The sequence below is a fragment of the Microbulbifer sp. genome, assembly GCF_036563125.1.
Taxonomy (GTDB): Bacteria; Pseudomonadota; Gammaproteobacteria; order Pseudomonadales; family Cellvibrionaceae; genus Microbulbifer.
The window spans coordinates 1-16,734 of record NZ_DATCMV010000084.1 but is presented as its reverse complement, the minus strand read 5'-3'; the positions used below and the strand labels follow the sequence as shown (position 1 = coordinate 16,734).

At 59.6% G+C, this 16,734-nt stretch carries 15 protein-coding genes; 5 read left to right on the top strand and 10 right to left on the bottom strand.

All coding sequences use genetic code 11. The annotated features are described in order from the left end of the window. Window positions 1-107 precede the first annotated feature (107 nt). Window positions 108-1,493: an L-serine ammonia-lyase gene (locus VIL80_RS06635; RefSeq protein WP_332035336.1), complete on the top strand. Its 1,386-nt coding sequence runs from the start codon at window positions 108-110 to the stop codon at window positions 1,491-1,493. An 18-nt stretch (window positions 1,494-1,511) separates the two neighbouring features. Here VIL80_RS06635 and VIL80_RS06630 read toward each other — a convergent pair whose 3' ends face one another. The 8 genes from VIL80_RS06630 to VIL80_RS06595 all read right to left on the bottom strand — a co-directional run bounded on the left by VIL80_RS06630 (window position 1,512) and on the right by VIL80_RS06595 (window position 7,967). Then, window positions 1,512-2,309 carry a class I SAM-dependent methyltransferase gene (locus tag VIL80_RS06630; RefSeq protein WP_332035335.1) on the bottom strand — a complete coding sequence of 266 codons (798 nt, stop codon included), beginning with the start codon at window positions 2,307-2,309 and terminating at the stop codon, window positions 1,512-1,514. 34 nt (window positions 2,310-2,343) lie between these two features. After that, on the bottom strand, window positions 2,344-2,712 hold the full coding sequence (locus tag VIL80_RS06625) for a SpoIIAA family protein (RefSeq protein WP_332035334.1): 369 nt from the start codon (window positions 2,710-2,712) through the stop codon (window positions 2,344-2,346). A 159-nt stretch (window positions 2,713-2,871) separates the two neighbouring features. Continuing rightward, on the bottom strand, window positions 2,872-3,303 hold the full coding sequence (locus tag VIL80_RS06620; RefSeq protein WP_332035333.1) for a hypothetical protein: 432 nt from the start codon (window positions 3,301-3,303) through the stop codon (window positions 2,872-2,874). Window positions 3,304-3,622: 319 nt separating this feature from the next. Beyond that, window positions 3,623-4,162, bottom strand: coding sequence for a hypothetical protein (locus VIL80_RS06615; RefSeq protein WP_332035332.1), 540 nt, complete (start codon window positions 4,160-4,162; stop codon window positions 3,623-3,625). A gap of 89 nt (window positions 4,163-4,251) precedes the next feature. Further along, window positions 4,252-4,902 carry a YiaD family glycine zipper/OmpA-like lipoprotein gene (locus tag VIL80_RS06610; protein WP_318954267.1) on the bottom strand — a complete coding sequence of 217 codons (651 nt, stop codon included), beginning with the start codon at window positions 4,900-4,902 and terminating at the stop codon, window positions 4,252-4,254. A 694-nt stretch (window positions 4,903-5,596) separates the two neighbouring features. Further along, complete coding sequence (locus tag VIL80_RS06605) at window positions 5,597-5,824, bottom strand: SlyX family protein (RefSeq protein WP_332035331.1); 228 nt, start codon at window positions 5,822-5,824, stop codon at window positions 5,597-5,599. Window positions 5,825-5,854: 30 nt separating this feature from the next. Beyond that, window positions 5,855-7,000, bottom strand: coding sequence for a serine hydrolase domain-containing protein (locus tag VIL80_RS06600; protein WP_332035330.1), 1,146 nt, complete (start codon window positions 6,998-7,000; stop codon window positions 5,855-5,857). Between the two features lie 133 nt (window positions 7,001-7,133). Continuing rightward, entirely contained in the window at window positions 7,134-7,967 is an 834-nt protein-coding gene (locus VIL80_RS06595) for an ion transporter (RefSeq protein ID WP_332035329.1), read from the bottom strand. Window positions 7,968-8,116: 149 nt separating this feature from the next. Between VIL80_RS06595 and yciH the strand changes: the two genes are divergently transcribed. Beyond that, complete coding sequence (gene yciH / locus VIL80_RS06590; protein WP_332035328.1) at window positions 8,117-8,440, top strand: stress response translation initiation inhibitor YciH; 324 nt, start codon at window positions 8,117-8,119, stop codon at window positions 8,438-8,440. An 18-nt stretch (window positions 8,441-8,458) separates the two neighbouring features. Here yciH and VIL80_RS06585 read toward each other — a convergent pair whose 3' ends face one another. After that, complete coding sequence (locus tag VIL80_RS06585) at window positions 8,459-11,110, bottom strand: hypothetical protein (protein ID WP_332035327.1); 2,652 nt, start codon at window positions 11,108-11,110, stop codon at window positions 8,459-8,461. A 297-nt stretch (window positions 11,111-11,407) separates the two neighbouring features. Then, window positions 11,408-12,118 (bottom strand): TetR/AcrR family transcriptional regulator, encoded by a 711-nt coding sequence (locus VIL80_RS06580; RefSeq protein ID WP_332035326.1) that lies wholly within the window; start codon window positions 12,116-12,118, stop codon window positions 11,408-11,410. A 287-nt stretch (window positions 12,119-12,405) separates the two neighbouring features. Between VIL80_RS06580 and VIL80_RS06575 the strand changes: the two genes are divergently transcribed. The 3 genes from VIL80_RS06575 to VIL80_RS06565 all read left to right on the top strand — a co-directional run. Then, the gene (locus tag VIL80_RS06575; protein ID WP_332035325.1) at window positions 12,406-14,013 is read left to right on the top strand and encodes an acyl-CoA carboxylase subunit beta; all 1,608 of its coding nucleotides are present in this window, start codon (window positions 12,406-12,408) and stop codon (window positions 14,011-14,013) included. Between the two features lie 24 nt (window positions 14,014-14,037). Continuing rightward, a complete protein-coding gene (locus tag VIL80_RS06570; protein WP_332035324.1) occupies window positions 14,038-15,198 on the top strand; it encodes an acyl-CoA dehydrogenase family protein in 1,161 nt (386 codons plus the stop codon). Window positions 15,199-15,223: 25 nt separating this feature from the next. Beyond that, on the top strand, window positions 15,224-16,734 hold a 1,511-nt coding region (locus VIL80_RS06565), incomplete at its 3' end, for an acetyl-CoA carboxylase biotin carboxylase subunit (protein WP_332035323.1).

Genomic DNA, 16,734 nt, shown 5'->3' with positions numbered 1-16,734 from the left:
TTCAGCGAACGTGTACGCCGTTTGCCATAGGCCTACCGGCCATATAACTACACTTACATATCCGCCGGACCCTATTTCCGGCACGCGACGAGAGACAACCCGAACACATGAGCATCAGTGTTTTTGAGCTGTTCAAAATTGGTGTGGGTCCTTCCAGCTCCCACACCGTCGGCCCCATGGTGGCGGCGAAGCAGTTTGTCTGCGACCTGGAAGCGCGCAATGAACTGGTAAAAACCGAACGCGTCGAAGTACATCTTTACGGCTCCCTGGCATTGACCGGCATCGGCCACGGTACCGATATGGCCGTGCTGATGGGGCTCGAAGGTGAAGCCCCCGACACCATCGACGTGGACCGCATCGATGCCCGCCTGGCGGCCATCGACCAGCATCAGCAGCTGATCCTGAACGGCACCCGCGCAATCCACTTTGAAAAGGCGCGCGACCTGCAATTCCACAAGGAAGTCTTCCTGCCCCAGCACTCCAACGGCATGACCTGCAAGGCCTTCGTTGGCGATGAATTGCTGTTCCAGCGCAGCTATTTCTCCATTGGCGGCGGCTTCGTACTGTCCGAGGAGGATTTCCACCACAAGGACCAGATCGCCACCCTGCTCCCCTACGACTTCAGTTCGGCTCAGGAAATGATGGAGATCTGTGAACGCCACGGCTGGAGCATCGCAGAGCTGGCGATGGAGAATGAAAAGGCGTTTCGCAGCGAGCAGGAAGTGAAAGACGGCCTGTGGCGAATTTGGGAAGTAATGGATGCCTCCATCCAGCGCGGCTGCCACCAGAAAGGGATTTTACCGGGCGGCCTCGGTGTGCGCCGGCGCGCGGCGGAACACTACCGCGAGCTGTCCAAACAGACCGACGAGGAACGCCGCCAGGGGCTCTCCATCCTCGACTGGGTAAGCCTGTTCGCGCTCGCCGTGAACGAGGAAAATGCGGCGCGCGGACGCATTGTCACCGCTCCCACCAACGGCGCCGCCGGAGTGATCCCGGCGACCATCGCCTATTACGTGCAGTTCGTGCACGAGCCGGAAAAACACGGGGACCTGAAAGATCAGGTGGTGGAGTTTATGCTCACCGCTGGTGCGGTCGGCATGCTGTTCAAGAAAAATGCCTCCATTTCCGCGGCGGAAGTTGGCTGCCAGGGTGAAATCGGTGTCGCCTGTTCTATGGCCTCCGCCGGTCTCGCGGCGGTTCAGGGTGGCAGCAACCAGCAGATTGAAAATGCCGCGGAGATCGGCATGGAACACAACCTGGGCCTGACCTGTGATCCTATCGGCGGCCTGGTGCAGGTACCCTGTATCGAGCGCAATACCATGGGTGCCGTAAAAGCGATTAACGCCGCACGTCTGGCCCTGCGCGGTGACGGCGCGCACATCGTGCCGCTCGACAGCGTGATCGAAACCATGCGCCAGACCGGTATCGACATGCAGAGCAAGTACAAGGAAACCTCGCTCGGCGGCCTCGCGGTTAACGAGGTCAACTGTTAAGAGACCTCCGCCCCTCTCTCAACCCGGCACTCCGTGCCGGGTATAGAGATCAAAGCGGCCCGACTTCCCCTCAAACCGCAGACTCGGTTTTTCGCCATTCAGGTCCGGCGCGAGCCGCGGCCTTTTCACCACGGTGCGGTAATAACAGGCGGCATAGGCCGGTGCCAACAGTGCATCCGCATCTTCGTCGCAGCCCACGATCTCGTGAAACGCGGCCATGTCCTTTTTCACCTTGGCACTTTTCTCACGGCTGGGAAACATCGGGTCCAGGTACACCACCGGAATGGACTCCGCCGGCTGCGCTTGCAGCCAGGCCGCGGCACTCTCCACCCTCGGTTCCAGCAACATGCGTTCGGCAATGGGCGCCAGCTCGATATCCCGTTCCGCCGCCTCCCGCAGCCGCCTGACACCGTCCGCCAACAGGGCGTGCACCACCGGGTTGCGCTCCAGCATTCGCACCTCGCACCCCAGTGAAGCCAGTACAAACGCATCACGGCCAAGGCCCGCGGTGGCATCCACCACCTGCGGATAAAACCCACTACGTACCCCGACTGCCTTGGCAATCTGCTGCCCCTTGCCGCCACCGAATTTACGCCGGTGCGCGGCGGCGCCACTGACAAAGTCCACCGCGATGGGGCCAGGCGCCTTGCGACCGGTGGCGCACAGCTGCAGGCTGTCGCCGCAACTCAGTACGAAAGGCCGGTCTTCAATGGTCTTTTCATCCACCAGCCCGAGAAACGGCAGCTGGAACTGCGCCGCCAGTGCCTCGGCCTGCTCAAGATATAACTGCGCCGCGGCGGTGATTGCCAACTGCATGGTATGGGCTCTTCCTTCGCTCAAAGCGGGGAATTTAACCGGGATGGAGCAGCCATTCCAGCGCGAATTCGCTGTCTTCTGCGGGAAACGGGCGCACTTCTGCGGCGACGAAATGGTTCACGATCTGCGGCATAAAGCCAAGCAGAGTGTTGTCGGAGAGCACCGCAATACGGTGCAGGTGGCGGTGCTGGTTGCGGGTAAAAACGCAGTGTGAAACCAGTGCGGCGAAATTCTGCCAGCCGCGAAAGTGGCGTGCATCAATCAGTATGCCCTGCAGGTAACCGTGCTGGCAGATAACCGGGTCCACCTGCGCCGCCAGCGCGCGAAACTCGGCGGGCTTCAATTCCGCCACCGGTCGGATTTCCAGAATATCGTGGTCGTGATGCCAGCTGTGCTCGATCATCGGCGCTCAGGATTTGGTTACTACTCCCTCAAGCCTAGAAAAGAATGGCGGTACCGGAAAGAAAAAAGGCCGCGAGCAAATCGCGGCCTTTTTCACTTTCCAGCAGTTGTTGCGGCCCGCTACATACTCATCGCGCCGGCCACCGAGAGGATTTCGCGTTTACTGCTGGGGCTCGTCTTCGGTTTTGTCTTCACCGCGGAGTTTGTCCATGGCATCTTCGGCGGCATCTTTGGTCGCGTCACCGGCGTCCTTGATTGCTTCACCGGCATCCTCGGCGGCACCCTTGATGACATCACCGGTTTCTTCCGCCGCATCTTTGATCGCCTCACCCGCTTTCTCGGCTTCGTTTCTCAAACTGTCCGAAGTCTGCGGTTCATCGGTGATAGGCGCCACGTCGTCATCATCCTGTGGCATGGTGGGCTCGGAATCCATAGCCGGCGGCGTTGAGGAGTCCGGCATCGGTGTGGTGCTTTCAGCCGGGGGCTTTTCAAGTTTGTCGTAGTCGCCGTCCACAGTGTGGTCCGATTTCTTCGCCATGAAATAGCCGATGATCAGCAGCAGAATAATCAGTGGTAACAGTAATCTTTTCATATACCCAATGACCCCTGGTCGGTTGTGCAGGATTCAGAACGAGTTGGGCAAATACATACCCATTGTGTCGAATGACGCGGTAGCAATTTGCCCTGTCGTTACCGATCGGCGCCACAACGGAATTCGCAGAATACGCGATTGCGGAAGAAGTCGACGCCAATACTGGTAAGAATAATCTTCAATTGCCACACTTCAAGGAACATTGTTCCCGAAAATAAGTATTAATTGCTATTAAGCCCTATGGGGTTATTTGGGAGTGATCTATCCGCAGCCGAAATTCGTGCCACGGCTTTGCACTGCGCCGAGCAGATTAACGCCATCACCCCTGCCCGTAGCGATCCAGCTGCACCAGTAAATTGCCCGCCTCGGCACCGGCAACCGCCGCCTCGCAGCTCGCCAGTTGCAAGCGCCCTTCGGCGTCGGCTTGCGCAAAAATCAGGTACTGCTCGCCCTCATTGAGCCTTTCCTCACAGTCATCCAGGGTCAGCCGGAACGCCAACAGCCTCGCGGACTCCCCCTTCCACACCTTTTCTGCCACGCCGGAATAGACATAGCCGAGTATCGCCATCATCCCCGGCTCTGACAGCGCATGGTCGATCATCCGGTGTACACCGGTAATACGGACTTTCGCCACCAGCTCGGCCTCGGCGATACGCACGGACAGGGCTTCATCCATCACCGGGGTGTCGCCGCTATCCTGCGGTGCCTCGATCGTCGCAGCGCGGGCTTCAGGGTTGCCCGCATGCAGCGCGGCATCGGAGATACGCTTGCCGGCACAGCCAGTGGCAATCGCCGCTACCGTAAGCAAGGTGAACCAGCGCGCTACGCTGATGATTGAATTTCTGACTGGATCGTTCAACGCGCTTCCCTTTTCTCGATCTCTTTCATCTTCCATGGCATCGAAATCAACAATAAAAAAGGGCGCCGAAGCGCCCTCTTTTGTCTCTGTTACTGCAGCGGGAGCAGTTCCAGTTCTACACGACGGTTGGCCTGGCGGCCGGCGTCGTTGTCGTTGCTGGCGATCGGGTAACGCTCGCCATAGCCAACGGCCTGCACGCGACCAGCGGCAACGCCACGGGTGCTGAAGAAGTTGGCAACGGACTGGGCGCGACGCTCGCTCAGGGTCTGGTTGGTTACATCAGAACCGGTGCTGTCGGTGTGGCCACTGACACGGATCGCGGTCTTGTCGAACTCGTTCAGCACCAGTACCACGGAATCCAGAGTGTCGTAGAAATCGGTGCGGATATCGTAGCCACTGGTCGGGAAGGTGATGTTGCCCGGCATGATCAGGCGGATATTGTCGCCTTCACGCTGAACTCGAACACCGGTGCCTTCCAGCTTCTGGCGCAGCGCCATTTCCTGGCGGTCCATGTAGTAACCGACACCGCCGCCGATGGCTGCGCCACCTAGGGCACCGGTGATGGCGCCTTTCTTGCGATCGCTCTTGCTGGCAGTGGCGGCACCAATGATGGCACCAGCTACCGCACCAGCACCTGCGCCTTTGGCGGCATTGCTGGTTTTACTTTCCTGAGTGTAGGGATCCAGAGTGGTACAACCTACCAGTGAACCCAGGGCAAGAATTGCTACCCATTTTTTCATTTAAGCTTCTCCTAACGCTTTTACTGATATCGGGTGAGAAAACGGCTGTTGGATGCAGTATCGCTTCGGTTATCTGACTGGAAGCTGAACCGCATTCGCCTTGGGCACGAAGACTATGCGCAAAGTCCCCTTAGGTCTACGGCACAGATCCCAAATTTGACGTCTTCGAGATTCCATTTGGTTCCGCCGCTCGCAAACCCGAAATTCGTTTCTCTGGGAAACATTCGGCGGTGGTTAATCCGGTCGACAGGCCATTTCCGTGTAATTGGGTGTAATGGCTTCTTCCACAAGATCTGTGGATAACTCTGTGCATGAAGTGGCAAAAGTGGACCTCAGCCGGCGTCGTCTCTCGCCCCCAGCAATTTGCGCACTTTTTGGCCCCGCACTTTTACCCCTTAAAAATCAGTACTTTACGAGAAATACACTTTTTTCCGTACCAACTTGGCGGCTGTATACACAGCTACCCACAGGCTGTACCGGCATGTGGAAAAAAACTTGTCAAGGCTTGACTGGGGGATAAGAACGGGAATTTTGAAAAATTCCAGAAATCCGCGTGGAAAAACGCGCTGCGTGGCAAGCATACCCACCAGGGGTGACAATTTGGTGATGGCGGCCGGGGTGGTGGCAGGCAATCTGCCCGCCCCTTTTCGAGGACGCGGCGGGCACCGGCACAAGGAATCGCGAACGCTATTGCTCAATAGTGAGGCGGCCTTTCTTCCCCCGGCTTCAGTCCCTTCTGCATTTCATAGCTGAGGTCCTGGTACTTTTCCGCCATGTCCGACATCCGCCCCACCAGCGCACGCAGCTGTGCGTCCTGCGCCGCGATCACATCATTGAGCTGGGTCAGGGTGTCCTCCTGGAAGGCGAGCCGGGTTTCCAGTTCGTCTACCCGCGCATTAAGGCGCGCTATTTCGTCGCTCATGTTCTCTACCTCGTTCTGATAATCCGGCAATTACAGTAAGCGGTAGAGGCATTGCATCAGCCCCACCGCGCGCTGGTCCATAAACAGACTCTGGCCCATTCGTGATGTGACATAGCCAAAACCCAACTCCTGCTGCGGATCGGCAAAGCCGACACTACCGCCGGCGCCGGGGTGCCCGAAGCCTGCGGGGCTGCCGAAATACAGGTCCCCGGCCTCGGCGGATTTAATAAAGCCACAGGCAAAAGCCACCTCGGCCTGCAGGATCGCGTCCTGGCCGCGGCTCTGCTCCACGGTCGACGCCCGCAGCAAGTCTGCCGGCAACAGCGTCGGGTCCTCGCTAGCCAGATCGCCATAGACGGTCGCCAGATCCCGCGCGCTGAAATGCCCGTTGGCGGCGGGGATCAGCGCACCGCGCCACTGGTCACCGTTAGTGCCCATCATCAGGGTGACGGGATTGGTAAACGCGGTGGCAACCGGGCCCTGGCGGTCCTCCTTGATGGAGCGACCAATGGCGTTGTCGCGCAGTTCCGGCAGCGGCTTTTTCAACGGGCCCACATCGGCGATGTTCGCAGAGCGGTGCCCCAGCGCACCGAAGCCGCCGTCCAGGGCCAGCGGTTCCGCCACGCCCTCGCGGTACAACGACATCAGTGGCTGGCCGCTGGCCTTTTCGATCAGGCCGCCCAGGGTCCAGCCGTACAGGAACGGCGCATAGCCCTGGCGTGAACCCGGCGCCCACCAGGGCTCGGTGACCGCTACCTGCTGCAATGCCGCGTCCCAGTCATAGATCAGGTTGTCGGCAACCTTCTCCCGAAACGCTATTACCCCCGAGCGGTGGCACAGCAACTGGCGACCGGTAATTCCCCCCTTGCCCGCGGCGGCAAATTCTGGCCAGTAGTGGGCCACCGGCAGATCGAGGTCGAGCTTGCCCGCGGCGACCTGCTGCAGGGCAATCAGGGCGAGCACACCTTTGGAGCAGGAAAAAACGTTGGCGAGGGTATCCTCCTCGTACGCCTGTGTACCATCGCGGTCCGCACTGCCGGCCCACAGGGAGGCTATAACCTCGCCGCGCTGAACGGCACAAAACGACGCACCCACGTCCCCATGTTCGAGAAAGTTGCTGGCAAAGGCGTCGTACAGGGCTTCGAAGCCCGGTGCGCAGTATCCCTGAATATCCATAGGGCTAAGGTCCGGTATCAGATAGGTAGGGGCAGACCGGGGGACGCGCCCGCGGTGTTGCCGGTCAAACGGGGCGCAAGGATAGCGGATAGCCGGGGGGCTGTTAAGGAACCTGTGTAGCAGACGCAGGCGGTCAGTCGCCGGGAGTGGGCTCAAAGTCCTCGAGCTTGTAGCCACAGTGCTTGCAGAACTCCGAGTCGGCATCGTGACCGGCGCGGCCACAGTTGTGGCAGCGGGCCAGCTGTTTTTCCCGCCCCAATTCATGGGCCAGCTCTGCAGTGACGATCCCGGTGGGCACGGCAATGATGGAGTAACCGATCAGCATGGTCATCGACGCGATGGCCTGCCCCCACGCCGTATGCGGGGTGATATCCCCGAAACCCACGGTAGTGATGGTGACGATGGTCCAGTAGATACTCTTGGGAATACTGGTGAAGCCGTTTTGTGGCCCCTCCACAATAAACATCACACTGCCAAAAATGATGCACAGCACCAGCACGCTGGCGTAGAACACCAGAATCCGCCGCCGCGCCTGCCACAGGGAGCGCACCAGCAGATTGGCATCGCTCAGGTAGCGCACCAGCTTGAGGACCCGGAAGATCCGCAGCACACGCAGCAACCGGATCACCATCAGATAGGTGGCGCCGGTATACATTAGTGCCAGGTAACTCGGCAGGATGGCCAGCAGGTCTACGAGGCCGTAAAAACTGAATATGTAAGAACGGCGGTCCCGCGCGCAGTAGATCCGCGTCAGGTACTCCACGGTAAACAGCGCGGTAAAGAACCATTCCAGCGCGAAAAATATGTCACCGTAGCGCACCCACCAGCTCTCCACCGATGCCAGCAGCACCAGCACAACGCTGAACAGAATGGTCCAGATCAATACAACGTCAAAATATTTACCCGCAGGGGTATCGGTTCCGAAAATGACTTCGTTCAGCCACTTGCGGGCTCCTGTCAGCGCCATTCCCTCTATTCCTTATTGGCGGAAGCAAACGATGACATTCTAGCCGAACCCGCCCCTACTCTCTCAACCTTATAAACATCAGCCCCTCTTTAACCAGCTCTCCTGCTTCGCTATCCTTGCCCGCCAATTATCGAAGTACGACCAGCCCCATGAGCGACAAAAACCGACTTGTCTATTCCACAGATCGCGGCCGTATCAAAGAGGAGCCGCAGGCCGAGAAACGCCATCAGGGCGATGGCATTGTGCGGGTGCAGCGGGAAACCAAGGGCCGCAAGGGCAAAGGGGTGACCTGTGTGCGGGGTGTAGAAGGTACCGACAGTGAACTCAAGCTACTGCTGGCAGAACTTAAGAAGCGCTGCGGCTGTGGCGGCGCGCTGAAAGACGGCGTGATCGAAATCCAGGGGGACAAGCGCGACGAGATCAAGGCGCTGCTTGAAACCAAAAACTACAAGGTCAAACTGGCCGGGGGATAAAGCCCGGCCACTTCCAGGTCAGATAACCGCGACCAGGCGCAGCGGCTTAATATTCTGGCGCTTCTCTTGCGCCAGGCACATTGCCAGCAGACGTGCGAGCCGTACCTGATAGCCCTCGTGCACCACCGCGCTCGCGTGCTTGCAGCGCAGCTCCAGCGCCTGCAGCTGACTGATAAGCTCGCCGGAGCGGTTGTTCGCGGCAATGGCCACCTCCCCTTCTCCGCACGCGGCCAGTTTCTCCAGTAAATCATCGGCCAGCAGGCCCGCGTTGCCCGCGGCAACCTGGTGCACTTGGCGGATTTGCTGCACCGCCAGCTGCGGATACTTTTGCAGCAGCGCCATCGGCAGTTCGCCACTGGAGAGCTGCTCGATCATTTCGCACACCAGGTCGCCGGAGCGCTCAAGCCCGTTGAGCGGCTCCCGCAGCTGCTCGTACCCCGCGAGCCGGGACAACAGCGCCCCGGCCGTGGAGCGCTCGGACGCATCCATCGCCGCGACGGTTTTGCGGATACGCTGGAAGAACATTGCATGCATCTGCTGACGCTGCTGCTGGCACTCCTGAATCCGTACCTTGTTGTCCTTGCGGGACTCCTCTGCCGCGGACGGCGTGGTGCCAACCAGGTGGTAGCGGCGCGGGTCGATGCGTACATTGGCACGCACCAGCGCCACACCCAACTGGATGCGGGCACCGCGCAGCTGCAGTTGCGCGAGGCGCTTATCCAGATCCTGCAGATCCACCAGGCGGCTGCGCAGCCAGTCAATGGTCTGCTGCAAATCCAGCTCTGTCAGCTCCGCATTGGCCGGTTCGATATTTGGCAGGAACTCCCGTGGAATCACCCGGTTGAAATACTCAGTCAGTATCAGCTGGGCCTCCTCGGTCTCGCGACTGGCGGTGAGCAGCAGGTGATTTTCCACCGCGCGGCAGCTGTCGTCCGTGCCGAGGCGGCTGGCTCTCACACACAGGCCATCAAAATCCACGAATAGTTTCTGCAGGGAAAAGTCCCCGCGCTGTAACAGCGGGTTGAGGGTGCGCCCCTCGACCGCGGCGATACGCTCGTGCCCGGCCGGCTCCGACGGATTCCAGCAATCCGTCGCCTCCGCCATCGCCATTTCGATACTGGTGCGGGTTTGCTCATCGAGGTTATTACGCAGCCAGCGCACCGCCTGCGGCACATTGGCCAGCCTTTTACCCACCAGCTGCGCTTCGCGATTGATCTCGCCGCACACCAGATCTGCATGCACCAACTGGTTCCAGCGCTCGGCAAAGGCGGCAAACGCCTCACTGCCAACAATCTGAGCAGCAGCGCGATCGGCGCGGGCCTCCAGCTGCCTGGCAAGGGGCGCGCTGGCGGTACGGTGTAATCTGAGCAAACGATCGGCGACCGGCGCCAGTGCCAGCCCGCACATGGCCAGCAGACGGTGCAGGGGCTGTAGTATTTTTGCCGGCTCGCCCCTGGCGCTGAGCAGAGTCACTTCCTGCTCCATGGCCTCCTGCATCTGCTGCAGTCGCTGCGCAGGCGTCAGCGCCAGCCCTGTGGCTAGCTTGATCCAACGGCCTTGAAACCCGGACATAGCCCTGGCTATCAACGCCAGCACATCGCCCCCGTTCAGGCCGGCCACTGCAGCGAGCCCCAGAGACAGTTTCAACTGTCCGGCTCCGCCTTTTTGCACCAGTACTTCGGCACCCGGCAGTACTTCCACCAGCGTACCGGTGGTGGCACTGGCTGCGGACAGGTTGCGGGGGCCCGCCAGCTTGGCGGCAATCCCCAGGCCAGATTTTTGCTGCAGCACCTCGAGTAACAGAAACAACCCCGGGGCATCCTGCTTGCACAGGCGCTCGCCAGCGGCCACGCCATTAACCGAAGACTTTTGCGGGAAGAAATAGGGAACCAGCACCAACGCGGCGACGATGCCCAGTATCGACAGCTTTACCAGCATGCCGACTACCGTGGCAATGCCAAAATCGCCCGCGATAACGGCCGCAGGCAGCGCCCACAGTGCCAATGCGGCCTGGTACACAAAGAACAGCAGCAACAGGCCGAACAGTGCTGGTACCAGCGCAGCACTGAGCATCACCGGGAGCATGGCCAGCCGGACAAGGGCGCCGTCGAATGCCGGCTTTTCCCCCGGATGAAACAGTGCCTCCAGCTGGGCGCGGGCGCCGGATGCCACACTCACGTCCCGGGACTGGGCCGACTCCCTATTATTTTTCTTGTGAGATTTGTCCTGGTTGAGATTGTCCGGCAGGTCCTGTGCAGTGAAGCTGGCCTTCGTTTTTTGCTTGTCCGATGTTGTGGCTTGGGCCGGTTTCGGTTGCGGAGCTCTGGTCTGCTGATCTTTTGTTTGCAGACCTGCTGTTTGCGCGGCAGCGACTTGCGGGGTTGGCGCTGCCGCGGGATTCATCTTTGCCTTGCGCTGACGGGCGAACTGAATCCGCGCGAGGATGGCGCGGTTATCGAATTTGCCGGCGGGATGGACCTCGACCTTCAAGCCGATCTGCTGCAGCTGGGTGCGGTACTGCACCACCTGTCCAGGCGATAACTGGTCCTTGATCACCCAGCCTTTCACGAACAGCTTTCGCGCCTGCTCGGTGGGAATGGAAAACGCTCTGGCGATGCCTACAAGCACTTCATCCGGCTTTTTCGCCTGTAGGACTTTGCCAGCCGACACAATCTGAAACTTATCCTGCCCCGCCACGTCTGCCCTCTCCCCAATAAAAACACCAGCACAATGCCAGCCTGACTCCCTGTACTGACCCAGATGGCACATCGCGCTTGTTGTTCTACTGGATAGCGCAAACGGGGTGTTGAAGCCCGGGCCACATTGGGAGTTCACAGAATTTGCGAGAGAGTAAAAGAATCCTCGCCGGTTAATTGCGCACTAGTTCTCAGGCGATCGTGCGAGCAATCACTCATTTTGCAAACGCGACCGGATTCACACCACCTGCAATTACTGCTTCTCAAACCTTCAGTGATGAGAGTTTGACCAGACCGTCAATAGCGCTTGCTCCGCCAGTGTTTTCATCGTCAAACCCCGGCCGCGGGGCTTGAACCAGTTATGGGTATGGGAAAGTGCGCCCAGCAACAGTCTCCGCGCCAGTTGTGGGTCCGCAATACCGCAGTCAGGCGGCCGCTGTTCCAACACTTGCAGCCAGATGGCTTCATATTGCTCCCTCTCGGCCAATACCTTGGCCTGGTTCGCGGGAGAAAGACATCGCCACTCCGTCACCAGGATAGGGAAACCCGGTACCGCCAGACCGTGGATGGCTTCAAGCTCACATGTGATGCACGCCAGCAGGCGATCTCGTGGATGCGTCTGGCGTTCGACGGCAGCGGCCATCCGCGCCTTCGCCAGTCGGGTTACCTCCAGCATGATGGCGCACAGCAGCTCTTCCTTGTTTTTCACATGATGAAAAATACTACCGGACAAAATGCCCACTTCTGCGGCGATATCACGCACGGTGGTAAGGGCAAAACCCTTGTCCTGAAACAGCCTGGCAGCGGCACCAATCAACCGTCCCCGGGGCCCATCGGGATCGCTGATACTCCCGGCCGACACCAGTGCGCGGACCAATGTCGCGTCTTCCGCAGATTTTGCCTGTCCAACGCTGCCCACAGCCCGGGCCGGTTTTTCTTTCTGCGGCTTGTTATTGCTGCTCGTCACACCAGTATTTTTCACGTCAATTGCATCCGTACTCACCAGATGTAGGCCTGTTTTACACCCTCAATGCTCAGGGTCTTTCCAAGAGTCTCGCCAAGAGTCTCGCCAAGAGTCTCGCCAAGAGCCCTAGGGAATAGACACTGGATAGTGCCACGGCACAAGGATCGGGCGCCACCCCATTGATAACCAAGCGCTTGCTTGGTACCGTTGGGCACATAACAGGGGTGGAGTACAGCGGACAAGACGCGGCCGTTACCCGCCCTATTAAAAACAGCACCGGTAACTCCACAAGCGAGGCCCATTCCGTGCAGCCAATTTGTTCAGACATCAACGCGAAGACGGAAGAGTTTGAGAACAACCGCTGTGCCATGCAGCACGCGCTCTCGACATACCAGACGGCGCAACAACGTATCGTTGATACCGAAAACAATAAGGCTGAGCGCTACCATCAGCGTGGCTTACTTATGCCCCGGGAACGCCTCAGCCACCTGCTGGACGCGGGAGCACCGTTTATCGAGCTTTGCGCCCTGGCCGGCTACAAACTCTACGACGACAGCGACGGAACCGCTGCAGGTGGCGGTGCGATCTGCGGGATCGGCACGGTAAGCGGGCGACGCTGCCTTGTGCGCGTGGATAATTACGCAGTAAAAGGCGGCACCATTTCACCGGCGGGAATGGATAAGGCACTGCGCATTCAGCAGATCGCACTGGAAAACCGCTTACCGCTCATCACCCTGGCGCAAAGCGGCGGCGCCAACCTGATGTACGCCAATGAAACCTTTGCCCCCGGTGGCCGCGGCTTTGCCAATCAGGCCCGCCTGTCCGCTGCGGGCATCCCCCAGATCACGGTCGTTCACGGCAATGCCACCGCGGGAGGTGCGTATCAGCCCGGCCTTTCCGATTACGTGATCATGGTGCGCGATCAGTCCGGCATGTTTCTCGCCGGACCACCGCTGCTCAAGGCCGCGACCGGGGAAGTCGCTACCGAAGAAGAGCTGGGCGGCGCGGAACTGCATTGCAGTGTGGCGGGCACCGGGGATTACCTGGCGGAAGACGACCGCGACGGCATCCGGATTGCGCGGGAAATAATCGCCGCACTGCCGCAAACCCAGGTTGAAAGACCGCATGTCCATTGGCGCGAGCCACGCTACCCCGCCGACGAGCTGATGGGCGTGGTACCCGCAGATAGTCGCAAGCCCTATCGGGTGGAGGAAATCCTCGCGCGTATTGCAGACGACTCCGCGGCGCTGGCGTTCAAGCCGGAATTTGATCAGCAGACCTACTGCGGCCATATTCGAATCCACGGCCACGCCGTTGGAGTCATCGGCAACAATGGCCCCATCACCCCGAATGGCGCCAACAAGGCCGGTCAATTTATCCAGCTGTGCGAACAGAGCGGTACACCACTACTGTTTTTGCATAACACCACCGGCTTTATGGTCGGCACCAGAGTGGAGCAGAACGGCATTATCAAACACGGTGCCAAAATGATTCAGGCGGTGGCCAATGCACAGGTGCCAAAACTAAGTATCGTGATTGGCGGCTCCTACGGTGCCGGCAACTACGCCATGTGCGGACGGGGATTCGACCCGCGCTTTATTTTCGCCTGGCCGAATTCCCGCACCGCAGTCATGGGTGCCGCCCAGGCCGGCAAAGTGATGCGGATTGTCACCGAACAGAAAATGCGCCAAGCCAATCAGCTTGACGAAGCTACGCTCGATAAGATTGAACGGGATACCGCCCAGTTTATGGAGGCAGGGTCCGACGCGCTGTCCTGCACCGCGCGACTTTGGGACGACGGCATCATCGATCCGCGCGATACCCGCACCCTGCTCGGCCAGCTGCTCGACATCTGTACCGAAGCAGACCAGATAACCCTGCGGCGCAATAGCTTTGGCGTAGCCCGGTTCTAGCATCCCAACCCCAGGAAGACGGCCATGATACTGACTGACGAGCACCGCGAGTTGCAGCGCACCGTGCGCAACTTCGTCGAGCAGGAACTCAATCCCCATGTGGAAGAGTGGGAAGCCGCGGGAAGTTTCCCCATCAAGGAAGTTTTCCGGCGCCTCGGAGAACTCGGCCTGCTGGGGATCAGCAAGCCCGAAGCGCTGGGCGGAATGGGATTGGACTTCAGCTACGAAGCCGTCTTCCTGGAAGAACTCGGCGCGGCACACTGTGGAGGTGTGCCCCTTTCCATCTCGGTGCAGACATCCATGGCGACGCCGGCGCTGGCCCGCTTTGCGGACAAGGCACTGCAGGAGGAATTCCTCAGCGCCGCCATCCGCGGCGATGCCATAGCATCGATCGCCGTTTCCGAGCCGGGCGCCGGCTCAGATGTCTCTGCCATCACCACCACGGCGGTAGCTGACGGTGACGACTACATCGTCAATGGCAGCAAGATGTGGATCACCAACGCCCCGCGTGCGGATTTTTTCTGCACCCTGGTAAACACCGGAGGTGAAAAGGCCCACAGCAACAAATCCCTGCTGATCATCCCGGCCAATTCTCCCGGCGTTCGCGTCGGCAGCGCCCTGCACAAGATGGGGATGCGCGCCTCGGAAACCGCACCGGTATTTTTCGACAATGTGCGGGTTCCCAAGCGCTACCGTATTGGCGAGGAAGGCAGCGGCTTCCTGTTGCAGATGCTGCAATTTCAGGAAGAGCGCTTGGCCGGTGCGGCGCTCAGCCTCAAAGGCCTGGAAAACTGCGTTTCCTCGACGATTGACTATGTGCGTGAACGTCAGGCATTCGGGGCACCGCTGCTCAACAACCAGAGCGTGCATTTTGCTCTGGCAGAAATGCAGACCGAAGTGGAATGCCTGCGCTCATTGACGTATCGCGCCATCGAATCCTATGTGAATGGCGAAGATGTCACCACCCTCGCCTCCATGGCCAAACTCAAGTCCGGTCGCCTGACCCGCACCATCCCCGACCAGTGCCTGCAATACTGGGGCGGCATGGGATACATGGAAGAATCCGCGATCAATCGCGCCTATCGCGATCTGCGCCTGACCGCCATCGGTGGCGGCGCCGATGAAGTGATGCTCGGCATCATCTGCAAGTTGATGGGGATTCTGCCCTCGCGAAAAAAACAATAAACAATTCGAGCCCGAGGAAAACCACATGCCCACGCTCCTGGTCGCCAACCGCGGCGAAATAGCCCTGCGAATCATGCGTACCGCCAGACAGGAGGGGTACCGCACGGTAGCCATTTACAGCGATGCGGACCGGGATGCGGCCCATGTTGCCGGCGCGGACATGGCGGTCCCGATTGGTGGCAACACACCGCAGGAGTCCTATCTGGACATCGGCAAGATACTGGATGCCGTCGAACGCACAGGAGCCGACTGCATCCACCCTGGCTATGGATTTCTCTCCGAAAACGCACAGTTTGCACGAGCATGCGAGGAGGCCGGACTGTGTTTTATCGGCCCCTCTGCCGACGTGATCGAGTTGATGGGCAACAAGCGCCAGGCAAAAAACTTTGCCCTTGCCGCAGGCTTGCCCTGTATTCCGGGCTATGAAGGCTCTCAGGAAGCCGCCGAACTACAACGACAGGCTGAGCGGATCGGCTATCCGGTAATGCTGAAAGCGGCCGCCGGCGGCGGTGGGCGCGGAATGCGGGTAGTACACAGTGGAAGCGACTTCAGCGCGCAATTGACATCGGCCAGAAAAGAGGCGATTTCAGCTTTCGGCAACGACGAAATTATCCTTGAGAAAGCACTGTCCGAAGTCCGCCATATCGAAATCCAGGTTTTTGCGGACAAACAGGGAAACTGTATTCATCTTGGCGAAAGGGACTGCTCCATCCAGCGCAGACACCAGAAAATCGTCGAAGAGGCGCCCTCCCCCATCCTGACTCCCGCATTGCGCCAAGCCATGGGCGAAGCCGCTGTGACCCTCGCGCAAGCCTGCGGTTATGCCAATGCCGGGACGGTGGAGTTTCTCCTGGACCGCGAGGGCCAGTTTTATTTCCTGGAGATGAACACCCGCCTTCAGGTTGAGCACGGCGTAACCGAACTGATCACCGGTACAGATCTGGTTGCCTGGCAGCTCGCCGTCGCGCGCGGGGAATCATTGCCGCTCGGCCAGAACGATATTGCACTGAATGGCCACGCCATCGAGGTGCGCCTGTACGCCGAGGATCCGGAGCGCGACTTCTTGCCCCAGAGTGGAAAAGTGCTGTTGTGGGAAGACAGTTTCGCCGGTGAAAAAGCGATGGCAAGTACACCGCCCGCGATCCGCTTCGACCACGCCCTGGCCACAGGGGTCACCATTTCCCCTTACTACGACCCGATGCTGGGCAAGTTGATGGCGTGGGGCAAGGACCGCAACGAGGCGCGCCGTCGCCTGTCGCACGCATTGCGGGCGTTAAAGCTGTTGGGCCCGCAAAACAATCGCGCCTTTTTACAGCAGATTATCGACCACCCGGTATTTGCGGCCGGCAATGCCCACACCGGCTTTCTGGAACAGCAATTCTCTGCCGACGTCGCGGGCGGCGAATCTGCGACCCAGGCACACGCCCTCGCCTGTGCGCTGCTCCACCACGCGGGGATTTCTGCGAGAGATTTCGCCAGCGGCGCTGCCAACTGGCAGTCAGGGCAGCTTCCGTTTAACCGGGAATACCGGCTGAG

Coding starts and splice junctions, on each gene's coding strand:
- yciH (WP_332035328.1), top strand. CDS start 8,117: ATGAGCGACAAAAACCGACTTGTCTATTCCACAGATCGCGGCCGTATC.
- VIL80_RS06610 (WP_318954267.1), bottom strand. CDS start 4,902: ATGAAAAAATGGGTAGCAATTCTTGCCCTGGGTTCACTGGTAGGTTGT.
- VIL80_RS06625 (WP_332035334.1), bottom strand. CDS start 2,712: ATGATCGAGCACAGCTGGCATCACGACCACGATATTCTGGAAATCCGA.
- VIL80_RS06635 (WP_332035336.1), top strand. CDS start 108: ATGAGCATCAGTGTTTTTGAGCTGTTCAAAATTGGTGTGGGTCCTTCC.
- VIL80_RS06595 (WP_332035329.1), bottom strand. CDS start 7,967: ATGGCGCTGACAGGAGCCCGCAAGTGGCTGAACGAAGTCATTTTCGGA.
- VIL80_RS06620 (WP_332035333.1), bottom strand. CDS start 3,303: ATGAAAAGATTACTGTTACCACTGATTATTCTGCTGCTGATCATCGGC.
- VIL80_RS06605 (WP_332035331.1), bottom strand. CDS start 5,824: ATGAGCGACGAAATAGCGCGCCTTAATGCGCGGGTAGACGAACTGGAA.
- VIL80_RS06630 (WP_332035335.1), bottom strand. CDS start 2,309: ATGCAGTTGGCAATCACCGCCGCGGCGCAGTTATATCTTGAGCAGGCC.
- VIL80_RS06600 (WP_332035330.1), bottom strand. CDS start 7,000: ATGGATATTCAGGGATACTGCGCACCGGGCTTCGAAGCCCTGTACGAC.
- VIL80_RS06570 (WP_332035324.1), top strand. CDS start 14,038: ATGATACTGACTGACGAGCACCGCGAGTTGCAGCGCACCGTGCGCAAC.